Genomic DNA, 12216 nt, shown 5'->3' with positions numbered 1-12216 from the left:
GATGGTCGAAATCATCCCCGTCTCGCACATCAGCGAAGTCCTCGAAGTCGCGCTCGTCGGAGAGTCCAAAATCGAACGCCTCACCGACCGGCTCAGAACCATCACCGGTCACGCCCTCGAACCGAGCGTCGAACAGGGTTCTCCGAGTCCGAGTACCTGAACGCGCTTGTCGCCGACGGTTTCGAGTTAGAGTTCTTTTTCGATGCGGAGTTCCTTGTCGGTCACGGTGTCGATAACGTCGCCGGGGACGCTCAGGTCGTCTTCGTTGATGCTCCCCCATCCGAACGACTCCACCCACGCTTCGCCGAGGCTGGGGTCGGGGTCCACGTAGGCCGTGTTGTCCTCGACTTCCGTTACGATTCCGAGCTGTTCGCCGTCGCCGTCCATCAGGAACTTCCCCTCGTCTTCCTCACCGAGCGTTGCCATGGCAGTCGTGTTCACCGCGGTGCTATTTTCTCTTTGTGGCTACCGGAATGGAAGGAACGCCGCCGGGACGAACTACAGGTCGTAGCCCCACTCGCGGAGGATGTCCGCCGCGGTATCGAGGTTCCGCATGCCCGCGAGATAGATGGCCTCCCGCGCGTCGAGTCGGTAGATGTCGTCGCCGATGATAGACTCCAACTCGCGCTCGGCGTCCTTGGCGCGCCCGTCCGTGGAGTCCTGCACGAACAGCTGGTGGACGCTTTCGCGCTCGTCCTTGACGGTATCACGACGAAGTATGAGTGGTAGGTCTGCTCGGTTAATTTGGCTAGTATTATTGTCTGGTGTTACTGACTCGGTGGTCTCCTCGGTCGTCTCCGAGTCGGTCGATTCTGACTCCGAAATCTCGTTTCCGCCGTCGTCGCCGAAGGGATCCGATGCCCCGGTTTTCATGCTACCGTCTCCTGTGTCACGAACTGCTCCGAGATGTACGCCGCCAGTTCGTCGAACTTTTCGAGCGTCGTCTCCTCGTACTCCCGGAGGTCGCGGTAGTCCTCGCTCTCACCCAGTTCGAAGATGCTCACTTGGTTTTGCCACGCTTCGCCGAGCATGGAGCCGCGCTCCCGTATCGAGACGGGTGCGACGGGGAGTTCCTGTTCGTTGAGCTCGTCCATCACCGACTGCTGGACGTTCGTCCCGCTGACTTTGTTCGGAACGACTCCCAGAATCCCGACTTCGATGTCGCCGAGCGTCTCTTCGATGTTGTTCACCACGTCCCGAAGCCCCTCGACGCTCTGTTCGCCTTTCGCGCTCAGTTCAGCCGGGATGAGCAGGTTCGACGTCGCGTAAATCGAGTTGTAGATGTGCTGTCCGACCGTCGCCGGGGGGTCGATGATGAGCACGTCGTACTCGTCCGGGACGCCCCCGTCGGCGAGCACACGCCGAAGTTGCTTCTCCTTCGGCCAGCGGTAGTTCGCGTCGTGCATCGACTGTTCCATCTCTGCCGCGCGCGTGAGGTTCTGTTCGAGCGAGCCGAGCATGTTGTGACCCGGAACGAGGTCCAGGTTCTCGCCGACGTTCATCACGAGATCGGCGAACTCGCCCTTCGGTCGTTCGACCATGTGCCGGACGATGTTGTCCACGCTCGCGTCCGACCGGTAGTCGTCCGCGCCGAAGTGGTGTGTCAGTCCGCCCTCCTGCGGGTCCATGTCGATGACGAGGACCTGTTGTCCGCGCCGCGCGTGCGCCGCCGCGAGGTTCACGGAGAACGTCGTCTTCCCGACGCCTCCCGCCTCCGACCAAACCGTGTACGGAATCATACAGGAACCCTATCGTAAGCAACCCATAAAAACACTAGTCAGACGCACCGAACAGTATTACTGAGCAGTAACAACGTTCAGTACTGTTGAATAGTATCTCTGGTCGTTGTGCCTGCTCAGTGCTGTTGGGCAGTGCCTCTCTCGATACCGTCGGAATGGTCTCTGTGGTTGGTGTTTCTGAGCAGTATTGTTATTCGGTATCGTTGAATGGTGTTGTTGGATAGTTTTACTACTCAGTATATTCGCGTGTACAGTCGTTTAACGCCTTATAACCGCTCTCTGTCGGATGCTACGCTCGCTCGAATCGGCGGTCGTTTCCCTCCGAGCGTGGACTCGACTAGTGCCGAATCGAGTCTGACCGACGGACTGTCTCGCTCAGTCCGAACGGTCGATATTCTTTTCCAATATTGCTGGTCAGTATTTCTGTCCAGTAGTTCTGAGTAGTATGTGTGCTCAGTATTATTGGGCAACAACACTGTCCAGCCCCAGAGAGCAGAGGGTCTCAGTCCGGTGCGTCCTCGGCTCCCGTCTGAAACCCGTTGAGACGAGCGTCGCGGTCAGAACGACCGCTCGGCTCTCAGGGTTCCAGCACGGCGCGAAATCGGACTTCGTTCTCCATCATCCGCTCGTAGGCTTCGTCGGCGTCGGCGAGGTCGAACGTCTCCACTTCGGGCGTGATGTCCCGGAGCGCGCTGAACTCCAAGGTGTCCTGTGACTCGCGGGCGTGCCCGGACGCCCATCCCCGGACCGCGCCGCGGCTTCCGACGAGGGCGGCCCCGGAAACGTCGATGGGTTCGCCGGGAACGCCGACGACGACGACTTCCCCGTCCGTGCCGAGGCCCGGAACGACGGAAGAAATCGCGTCGGCGTTCGGCGCAGTCGCGAGGACGACCTTCGCACCGCCGAGTTTCTGTAGCTCTTCTGCTGGGTCGTCGGCCTTCGCATCGATGAAGTGGTCGGCACCCAACTCGCGGGCGTACTCCTCCTTGTCGGTGCCGCGCGAGATGGCCACCGTTTCGAACCCGGCCTGTCGGGCGTACTGCACGCCGAGGTGACCAAGGCCGCCGATGCCTTGCACCGCGACCAGATCGCCCGGTCGGGCGTCGGTGTGTCGGAGCGCGTTGTACGTCGTGATTCCCGCACAGAGCAACGGGGCGGCGTCGGTCGCGTCGAGTTCGTCGGGGACGCGGGCGAGCGCCTCGGCGTTGACCGCCGCGTATTCGGCGTAGCCACCGTCGACCGTCACGCCGTGGATGTCCGCGTTCTCGCACTGCTGGAACTCGCCGCGACGGCAGGCTTCGCAGGTGAAACAGTGTCCCGCGTGCCATCCGGCACCCACGCGGTCGCCCTCCTCCCACAGTTCCACGTCCTCGCCGACCGCATCGACGCGCCCCACGATTTCGTGCCCGGGGATTCGCGGATAGGAGAGACCGGGATAGCCGCCCTCCTTCGCGTAGGCGTCGCTGTGACAGACGCCACACGCCTCGACTTCGACGCGAACTTCGGTGCCACTCGGTTCGGGAATCTCCCGCTCCACGAGTTCGAACGATGCGCCCGGTTCGGCGACTTCGACTGCTCGCATCGACTCTGACATAGCACCTCGGGTAACGCCCCAGACGTCGATAAGTGGTCTGGAAACCGGAATCCGTCTCCCCTTTCGCCGCCGTTCGTGGCCGTCGAAACGAGGCATCGTTTTCCCGAGTCGTCACGCTTACCGCGCCGCCGGGCGATTTTCGACCGAGGAATCTACCTTCGTGTCGAGAAATTGGCGGTCCGTTGCGACGGTCACTGGGTGGCAAACGGCGGCGAGCCTCTGTTACTACAGCATCTTCGCCGCAACCGGTATCGTCCGCGACGCCTTTTCCCTGTCGGCGTCGAGCGTCGGCTTCTTCCTGACGGCGGCGCTGTTCGGCTACACGCTCGCGCTGTTCCCGAGCGGTGCCGCGGTGGACGGCTACGGCGAGAAACGCGTGATGGTCGTGGGATTGGTCGCGCTCGCCGTGGCCACCGTCGGCGTCTCCGTCGCGTCATCGTACGCGTTGTTGCTCGTGGCGGGCCTCGCGCTGGGTGCGGCCTACTCGTCGGCCATGCCCGCGTCGAACCGGGGCATCATCACCAGCGCGCCGGACGGTCGGCAGAACCTCGCTATGGGACTGAAACAGGTCGGCGTCACGGCCGGGAGCGCCGTCGCCTCGCTCGTTATTACCGGCGTCGCCGCCGTCGCGGCGTGGCAGCTCGGATTCTGGGTCATCGCGGTGCTCGCGGGTGGCTACGCGCTCGGGTTCGCCGCCGTCTACGGCGGGTCGTCCGGCGACGGCCAGCTGTCGCTGCCGGATTTTTCGGAACTCCGGTCGAACGTGCCGTACCTGCTGCTCGTCGTCGCCGGGTTCTTCCTCGGCGCGTCCATCTTCGCCATGCTCGGGTACATCGTCCTCTACGTCGTGGACGGTCTCGGCAAAACGACCGCCGTCGGCGGTATCGTGTTGGCGCTCACCCAGGTCACGGGAAGCGCCGCACGAATCGGTGCCGGAACCGCCGCGGACAGGCTCGGCGGTGCCCGCGGGTCGGCGACCGTCGCGCTCGTCCAGATTGCGACCGGTGTCGTCCTGTTCGGCGCACTCGCCGCCGGAAGCCCCTCGTTCCCCGTCGCGCTCGTCGTGTTCGCCGGACTCGGCCTCTCGATTTACGGCTCGACCGGCGTGTTCTACTCCTGTCTGAGCACACTCGTCAACGGCGACGACATCGGGGCCGCGACGGCGGGCGGGCAGACCGCCATCAACGTCGGCGGACTCGTCGCCCCGCCCATCTTCGGAATGCTCGTCGAACGGTCGGGGTACGGAACCGGCTGGGAACTGTTGGCCGGGATGACGTTGGTCGCGGCGATACTCCTCGTCGTCGTTCGCCGCTCGGCCTGACTACCGAACCAACTCGGCTATCGCGTCCGCCGTTTCCCGGTTGAGCGCTACACTCTGCAGAAAGCCGAACACGCTCCCGGCGCTCCACGCCGCCGGAATACAGGCGTCCGGGTGTCGGACCGTCCCCGCCGATACGTCCCCGTCGAAGCCGACCATGAGTTCCGGGAAGCCGAACCGGTCCGGGAAGTCCGTCTGAACCGTGTCGGCGAGCGCGTCGAGTCCCCGCACGGCGAGCGTTTCGGCCGTCTCGTGGTGGCCGCGCTCCGCGAATCCCATCGCGGCGATGCTGGTGTCGTGGGGCCAGACGCTCCCGCGGTGGTACGAGAGCGGGTCGAACGAGTCGTGCGACGACGCGAACGTCCTGAGCCCCGCCGACGTGAGCACGTCGTCGTCCGTCAGCCGGGTTGCGACTCGTGCGACCCGGTCGTCGCTTCCCAACCCGCCCCAGACGGCGTGGCCCTGATTCGACGCCACGCTCGGGATGACTCCTCGGTCGTCGATACCGAGCGCGTAACACCCCTCCTCGGGGAGCCACAGCCGTTCCTCGAACGATTCGGCGAGCGTTTTCGCGGCCACCTCGCACTCCGCCGCGAGCGTCGAATCGTCCGCCCGCTCCGCGAGCGGCCCGAACCGCGTCAGCGCGCGGAAGACGTACCCCTGCACCTCCGCGAGGGCGACCGATCCCTGTGCGGGCGTCCCGTCCGGCCGCGCGAGCGCCTCCGCGCTGTCCTTCCACCCGAGATGGGCGAGACCGAGCGGGTGGTCGTGCGGTTCGTAGAAGAGGAATCCCTCGTCGTCCAACTCGGCGAGCGTCCACTCGACGGCCGATTTCGCGTGGGGATACACCGAACCGAACAGCGTCTCGTCCTCCGTCTCCGCCACGGTATCCGCGAACAACGCGGCGAACAGCGGCGTCGCGTCGATGGTGCCGTAGTACGGCGTTCGAACGCTCTCGCCGATGGCGGGGAGGTCGCCGTGGCGCTTCTCGTGCATGATTCGGCCGGGTGCTTCGAGCGTCGCGTCGTCGGTTTCCGTTCCCTGCTCGTCGGCCAAGAACCGGAGCGTTCGCTCCGCGACGCTCGAATCGAACGGCAGGAGTTGGTAGCTCACGACCAGCGAATCCCGGCCGAACGGCGCGAGAAATCGCGGCGCGCCTGCGGCCGGGACGCCGCACGGAAGCATCAGCGCCCCGAGCGTTTCCGCGGCGCGGTCGATGAGCCGACCGTACCGCGGACAGTCGATACCCGCGTCGATTTCGGGCGTGTTCCGCGCCCCGTCCGGGAGGTCGATGTCGAGTTCGACCGTCCGCGTCGAAGCGGGTGCGACCGCCACGTCGGTCGAAACCGTCGCCGAATCGTCGGTACTCGTCGTCTCGATGCGGGAGTCCGAACTGACCGTCACGCGCCGTTCCGTCCCGTCCGCGAGGGTTCCCACGAACGCACACCCGTTCGGGTGCCGTTCGACCGAAACCGGCCTGTCTTGGCGCTCGCGCGGCGAGAAGAACGACGGAATCTCGAAGACGTGGCCGAAATCGGGGGTGAGTTCGAACGCGACCGTCGTCTCCCGCGTGTCGGCGGTGTTGTTCGTGAGTCGCGCCGTGGCCGTCACGCCCGTCTCCGTGAGTTCGACGCGCTTTTCTAGCGTCCACGGCCGTTGGTCGCCGCGACCGGTGCCGACCGTCGGGCTGGCGAGCGTCGTCGTCACGCCGCGCTCGCGGGAGTCGCGGCCGAGGACGGTCCACTCGTCGGCGTCTCCGACCCCTATTTCGAGGGTCGAGAGGTAGCGATGGTCGGACTCGTACACGCCGGTTTCCGGCGTCTTCGGAGTGACGTCCCCCCTCGAATCGACGATTACCTGTCGGCCGGAGTCCATGGCGAGCGCACAGTCGTCGGGAAGCATCAGGCGTCCTCCTCGTCGTCAGGGTAGCTCACCTTTTCGATGATGATCCTGTCCGCTTCCATGTCCTCGAGCACGGCACCCCACCCGCCGATACCGTACTCCCCGTCGTCCGTCTCGATGACGATGGTCGCCTGTCCCGCGAGCGAGGAGAGCGATGGCGTCGCTTCCCCGTCCCGGAGGTCGCCGTTGGCGTACAGCACGTCGGTGATTTCGCCGGTGAGCGCCACCGTGTTTCGTTTCCCCATTTCCCGCCCTCTCGCGGTCGCGGTGATGGTCGCCCCCTCGCCGAGCAGCGGCGCGATGTCGCGGATGCACCGCCGGATGTTCACGTACTCCGCCGGGAGCGTCTCGCTGTGGGACGTGTGGACGACGGCCCACGATTCCCAGAGCGCGGCCTCGAAATACCAGTGGAAGACGTACGAGAGCGTCTCGTCCTCGAACACCGTGCCGTACTGCTCGACCGGTTCCATGTGCGGCGCAAAGCAGGTTATCTTTCGGTCGACGAGCGCGAGAAACGGCGCGGGGAGGTGGCGGTGGCGCGCCTCCGTGACGACGCCGGACAACTCCTCCTCCGACGGGAGTTTGCTCGGAAGTTTGTGACTCGTGTTGAACGATACGGAGACGAAGACGCCGTTTTCGTAGCAGGCTTCGAGGGCCGGGGCGAGTTCCTCGTACTGTTCGGGCGTCACGGATAGCTGTACTTGGCTGGTCGCGTTTCGTATCGCTTCTTCGGCCCGTTCGATGACCGTCTCGACCCGTTTGAGGACGCTGATGCGGTGCCCACCCACACCCGCCTGTTGCCACCGATTTTGAATCTCGGTCGCCGTGTTCGAGAGGGTCTCCGCCCGCGACTGGAGTTTCTGTAGTACCTCCGTCGGCTCTCTGGCGCGCGCTCGAAGCGCGTCCTGTTTGTACGTCTCCACGTAGCCCTCTTCCTCCAAGTCCCGGAGCACGTCGTAAATCCGCGACCGCGGAACGTCCGCCTGTTCCGCGAGCGACGTCGCCGACGCGCTCCCGAGGTTCAATAGAGCGACGTACGCGTCGATTTGGTAGGTCGAGAGCCCCGCCTCTCGGAGTCCGTTGCGAAGTTCGTCGGTGTCCATCTGTGTGTCCCTTCCCATCCTATCGTGTTGAATGTTGTAACTGTCTCTCGGAATCGTGCGTCGTACCGACCGTGCGAATTCTCATATTCACTCCTGTATCAAACTCATGAGCAAGATTTATATATGTCTTATTCTTCATGGTTGAGTAGGACAGAGCTCCTATGACAGGCGACCACAAACACGGGGAAAAAACGCGGCGTACGGTGCTGAAATCACTCGGCGGAGCGGCTGGCGTAACTGCTCTCGCGGGTTGTCTCGGCAGTCTCGGCGGCAGTGGTGGCGACGGTGGCTCGAAGGACGTCACCTTCTGGACGAGCAACGTGGAAAACGACCGACAGAAGGTCATCAAGGACGTGCTCAAATCCTTCGAATCGGACCACGAAGCGGCGGTCACGATGAACGCGGTCAAGGAGGACGACCTGCCGACCCGGATTTCGTCGGCGCGCGCCTCCGACACGCTTCCGACCGTCGCGGAATTCGGCCTCTCGCCGATGCAAAAACTCGGTAGCGGTGGTCTCCTCTCGACGAAAGCTGCGGACGACGTTATCGATTCCATCGGCAAGGACAAGTTCTACAAGGGCGCGCTCGACCTCACGAAAGCGCCCGATGGCGGCCACTATTCGATTCCGATGTACGGCTGGGTCGAGGGAATGTGGTTCCGAAAGAGCGTCTTGGAGGACAACGACCTGAAACAGCCGACGTCGTGGGACACCATGCTGAAGGCGGCGAAAGCGCTCCACAAACCGGACGACAATCAGTACGGTATCGTCGTCGGCACGAAGAAGACGGCGTTCGCCCGCCAGTGTTTCACGCCCTTCGCCCGCTCGAACGGCGCACGCGTGTTCGACAAGGAGGGCAACATCGTCTTCGACAGCAAGGAGATGATAGAGGCGCTCGACTTCTACGGTAAACTCTCGAAGTACACGCCGCCGGGCAAGGACACCTGGAAGACGGCGAACAACACGTACCTCAACGAGCAGTGTCACATCATCCAGTATTCGACGTTCATCATGGGCGACATCGTTGATAAAGGCGAGAAGATGGTGAAGGACACCGGATTCGCCCCGTACGTCGAACACGAGCGCAAGAGTTCGTTCGGTCAAATCGTCGGTCTCAATCTCTTCGAGTCGGCCTCGGACGGCCAGCTCGAATCCGGAAAGGAACTGACCGAATACATGATGGACGAGAAGTACGTCGAGTGGCTCCACATGGCCCCCGGCGGAATGAACCCCGTCCTCAAGAAAACCGCGAGCAGTGACGAGTTCAAGGACAACGAGACGCTGAAGGCGTGGGGTTCGACCGTCGAGGACGTGTCGGCCGCCTTCGAGAACATCGAACGATTCGGCTACGTCGACGGCAAGGCGTTCCCGGAACTCGGCAACATCACGAACAAGTTCCTCATCGCGGACGCCATCTCGCGCGTCACCGACGGCGAGAGCGCCGATACGGTCGCGAAAGAACAGGCGAAGAAGATGCGCGACGCCATCTCGGAATAATCGGTCGCTCGAAATCGACCATGACCCCATTTCACTCATGAGTTTAGCAAATCGTACGAAGCTGTCGCTGGACGGCGATTACACCGTCGAGCAGAAGGAGGCCATCCTCGGCTACCTGCTCATCGCACCGGCGCTCCTGTTGGTCGCCGCGGTCATCGTGTATCCCGTCCTGTACAACGTGTACCTGAGCTTTACCAACGTCCCCCTGTCGCCCGACGCGTCCCCCACGTGGGTCGGTCTCGAACACTACCGAACCCTCCTTTCGAGCGGCGAGTTCTGGGCAGCGCTCAAGACGACGGTCATCTTCACGCTGTTCAGCGACGTGCTCGCCACCGCCGGTGGACTCGGCGTCGCCATCCTGTTCAACCGGAAGTTCCGCGGCCGTCGCCTCGTCCGCGGCCTCATGCTGTTGCCGTACGTCGCCCCGCTCATCGCGGTGGCCTACGTCTGGCAGTGGCTTCTCGACCCGCTGTACGGGATGGTTCCGTACTTCCTCAGCAACGTCCTCGGTATCTACTCGGGGAACATCGACCTGCTCAACAACGGGAAGACGGCGCTCTGGACGGTCATCGCCTTCGACGCGTGGCGCTACTTCCCGTTCGCGTTCCTGATGATCATCGCCCGACTGCAGGCGATTCCGAGCGACATGTACGAGGCGGCGAAAATCGACGGTGCGGGACGCATCGCCCGGTTCAAGGACATCACGCTGGCCGAGTTGAAGTACGTCCTCGCAACCGTCTTCCTGCTCCGCTGGATTTGGAACTTCAACAAGTTCGCCGACATCTGGCTGCTGACGAAGAAGGTCAACACGCTGTCGCTGTACGCCTACCAGACCGCGTTCGCCAACTACAACCACGGACAGGCGGCGTCCATCGCGATGGTGTTGTTCGTCGCGCTCATGCTGTTCGTGCTCATGTACGTCAGCTGGATTCTGGAGTGGTAACACATGATACAGACAATACTCGCTACGGTGTCCGAGGGCTTCGGTAACGCCTTCGGGCGAAGTCGCATCGAAACCAGCCTGTGGGAACGGGTCGTGTTCTACGGGGCGATAGCGCTCACGCTGTTCGTCTCGCTCCTCCCGTTCTACTGGATGGTCGTCACGAGCTTCATGCCGGAGAGCGCCATCTACTCGCTCCCGCCGTCGTTCGTGCCACAGGACCTGACGCTGAAACACTACCAGAGCGTCTTCAGCCCGGAGACGTTCCCGTTCGTCACCTACTTCAAAAACAGCCTCATCATCTCGGTGATAACCGCGGGGATGTCCGTCGTCGTCGCCACGTTCGGCGCGTACAGTTTCGCCCGCCTCGACTATCCGGGACGGGGGCTGTTCTCGCGCGGCGTCCTGCTCGTGTACATGTTCTCGGGCATCCTGCTGGTCGTGCCGCTGTTCAAAATCATCGTCTGGCTGGGACTCGTGGACAACCTCGGCAGTCTGGTCATCACCTACCTCGTCCAGACGCTGCCGGTGTCGCTGTACATGCTCGGGAACTACTTCCGGAGCGTCCCGCCGGAAATCGAGGAGGCGGCGATGATGGACGGCTACTCGCGGCTGGAAGTCATCTTCCGCATCACGCTCCCGCTTTCGGCACCCGCCATCGTGGCCGTGTTCATCTACACGTACATGATAGCGTGGAACGAGTACCTCTTCGCCAGTATCTTCCTCCGAAGCCAATCGACGTTCACGCTCCCCATCGGTCTGGACGCGCTCTCGTCCGGCTTCCACCAGGTGTGGGGACAGATAATGGCCGCATCGCTGCTGACGAGCATTCCCATCGTCATCATGTTCGTGTATCTGGAAAAATACATGGTCGAGGGTCTCACCTTCGGCTCGGTGGAGGGATAATTCGTGTCCTCCGAAACGACCGAAATCGACGACGAATCGCCGACCGCCGCCGAAACGGACAGTTCGGCGGTCGAGACCAAGCGGGCCGGAATCTCGCTCTCGAACATCGAAAAGTCGTACGGCGACGTGCTCGCGGTTGAGGACCTCTCGCTCGACGTCGAACCGGGCGAGTTCCTCGTCCTGCTCGGCCCGTCCGGGTGTGGGAAATCGACCACGCTCCGGATGATAGCCGGTCTCGAAACCCCGACGGACGGCCGCATCGACATCGGCGACGAGGAAGTGACGAGGACCCTCCCGCAGGAGCGCGGCCTCTCGATGGTGTTCCAGAGCTACGCGCTCTATCCGCACAAAACCGTCCGCGGCAACCTCGAATTCCCGCTCGGGAAGATGGACGTCTCGGACGAGGAGCGCGACGCGAAGGTCGAGCACACGGCGGAACTGCTCGAAATCGAGGACCTCCTCGATAAGAAACCCGGCCAACTGTCGGGCGGCCAGCGACAGCGCGTCGCGGTGGGTCGCACCATCATCCGGGAGCCACGGGCGTTCCTGATGGACGAACCGCTGTCGAACCTGGACGCGCAACTCCGGGTTCGGACGCGCTTCGAGATTCGTGAACTCCAGCAGGAACTGGGGACGACCACGGTCTACGTCACCCACGACCAGGAGGAGGCGATGAGCGTCGCCGACCGCATCGCCGTGATGAACGACGGCGAACTCCAGCAGGTCGGGACGCCCGAGGAAATTTACAAGACGCCGACCAACGAGTTCGTCGCCGGATTCATCGGCAATCCTCCGATGTGTTTCTTCGACGTCTCCGTCGGGGAGGGCGTCGAACTCCTGCCGAACGGGGAGTCAATCCGACTCGATACGACGCTCCCCGCGGACACCGAAACTCTCGGCGTTCGGCCGGAGGACGTCCACCTGCTCCGAACTCCGGCGGCGGACGTGGCGAACGTCTCCCGACCCGACCCGGACGACCTGACGAACGCGATGACCTGTGCGGTGCGGGTCATCGAACCGCTCGGCAACGCCTACGAACTCGAACTCGCGCGTGGGGAGTACACCTTCACCGCCCGCGTCCGGGCGCTTCCCGAGGGGGTTTCCCCGGGGGCGGACGTCGAGGTGGCGTTCGACCGCACGGAACTCCACGCGTTCGACGCGACGGGGGAGGCGATTCGATGAGCCGAACCGCGGACTGCGACCACGGAGGTGAAACCC

General features: G+C 63.3%; 11 protein-coding genes. 5 read left to right on the top strand and 6 right to left on the bottom strand.

From position 1 onward, the window contains the following. Positions 1 to 186 precede the first annotated feature (186 nt). The 4 genes from OPC11_RS13805 to OPC11_RS13790 all read right to left on the bottom strand — a co-directional run bounded on the left by OPC11_RS13805 (position 187) and on the right by OPC11_RS13790 (position 3333). On the bottom strand, positions 187 to 426 hold the full coding sequence (locus OPC11_RS13805; RefSeq protein ID WP_264782279.1) for a hypothetical protein: 240 nt from the start codon (positions 424 to 426) through the stop codon (positions 187 to 189). Positions 427 to 498: 72 nt separating this feature from the next. Further along, positions 499 to 873 carry a hypothetical protein gene (locus OPC11_RS13800; RefSeq protein WP_264782278.1) on the bottom strand — a complete coding sequence of 125 codons (375 nt, stop codon included), beginning with the start codon at positions 871 to 873 and terminating at the stop codon, positions 499 to 501. Then, entirely contained in the window at positions 870 to 1739 is an 870-nt protein-coding gene (locus tag OPC11_RS13795) for a ParA family protein (RefSeq protein ID WP_264782277.1), read from the bottom strand. Before OPC11_RS13795 ends, OPC11_RS13800 begins: the two co-directional genes overlap by 4 nt. Before the next feature lie 577 nt (positions 1740 to 2316). Continuing rightward, positions 2317 to 3333 (bottom strand): alcohol dehydrogenase, encoded by a 1017-nt coding sequence (locus OPC11_RS13790; RefSeq protein WP_264782276.1) that lies wholly within the window; start codon positions 3331 to 3333, stop codon positions 2317 to 2319. Positions 3334 to 3493: 160 nt separating this feature from the next. Here OPC11_RS13790 and OPC11_RS13785 point away from each other — a divergent pair, with 160 nt between their 5' ends. Further along, positions 3494 to 4654 (top strand): MFS transporter, encoded by a 1161-nt coding sequence (locus tag OPC11_RS13785; protein ID WP_007981086.1) that lies wholly within the window; start codon positions 3494 to 3496, stop codon positions 4652 to 4654. On the opposite strand, the gene OPC11_RS13780 is transcribed toward OPC11_RS13785, so the two are convergent. Together OPC11_RS13780 and OPC11_RS13775 are read right to left on the bottom strand one after the other, a co-directional pair. After that, positions 4655 to 6553, bottom strand: a complete 1899-nt coding sequence (locus tag OPC11_RS13780; RefSeq protein WP_264782275.1) for a glycogen debranching N-terminal domain-containing protein — start codon at positions 6551 to 6553, stop codon at positions 4655 to 4657. Then, positions 6553 to 7656 carry a TrmB family transcriptional regulator gene (locus OPC11_RS13775; RefSeq protein WP_007981082.1) on the bottom strand — a complete coding sequence of 368 codons (1104 nt, stop codon included), beginning with the start codon at positions 7654 to 7656 and terminating at the stop codon, positions 6553 to 6555. The genes OPC11_RS13780 and OPC11_RS13775 overlap by 1 nt, the downstream gene beginning before the upstream one ends. A 161-nt stretch (positions 7657 to 7817) precedes the next feature. On the opposite strand from OPC11_RS13775, the gene OPC11_RS13770 reads away from it, so the two are divergent. Genes OPC11_RS13770 through OPC11_RS13755 form a run of 4 tightly spaced genes read left to right on the top strand, consistent with a single transcriptional unit; the run spans position 7818 to position 12180 of the window. Further along, positions 7818 to 9152 carry an extracellular solute-binding protein gene (locus tag OPC11_RS13770; RefSeq protein ID WP_007981081.1) on the top strand — a complete coding sequence of 445 codons (1335 nt, stop codon included), beginning with the start codon at positions 7818 to 7820 and terminating at the stop codon, positions 9150 to 9152. Between the two features lie 37 nt (positions 9153 to 9189). After that, the gene (locus OPC11_RS13765) at positions 9190 to 10095 is read left to right on the top strand and encodes a sugar ABC transporter permease (protein WP_007981080.1); all 906 of its coding nucleotides are present in this window, start codon (positions 9190 to 9192) and stop codon (positions 10093 to 10095) included. A 3-nt stretch (positions 10096 to 10098) separates the two neighbouring features. Beyond that, a complete protein-coding gene (locus OPC11_RS13760; protein ID WP_007981079.1) occupies positions 10099 to 10998 on the top strand; it encodes a carbohydrate ABC transporter permease in 900 nt (299 codons plus the stop codon). Positions 10999 to 11001: 3 nt separating this feature from the next. Then, the gene (locus tag OPC11_RS13755) at positions 11002 to 12180 is read left to right on the top strand and encodes an ABC transporter ATP-binding protein (RefSeq protein WP_303649005.1); all 1179 of its coding nucleotides are present in this window, start codon (positions 11002 to 11004) and stop codon (positions 12178 to 12180) included. Positions 12181 to 12216: the final 36 nt, after the last annotated feature.

The organism is Haladaptatus sp. T7, from assembly GCF_026008575.1.
GTDB classification, from domain to species: Archaea; Halobacteriota; Halobacteria; order Halobacteriales; family Haladaptataceae; genus Haladaptatus; species Haladaptatus paucihalophilus.
This window is presented reverse-complemented; position numbering and strand designations above follow the sequence as displayed.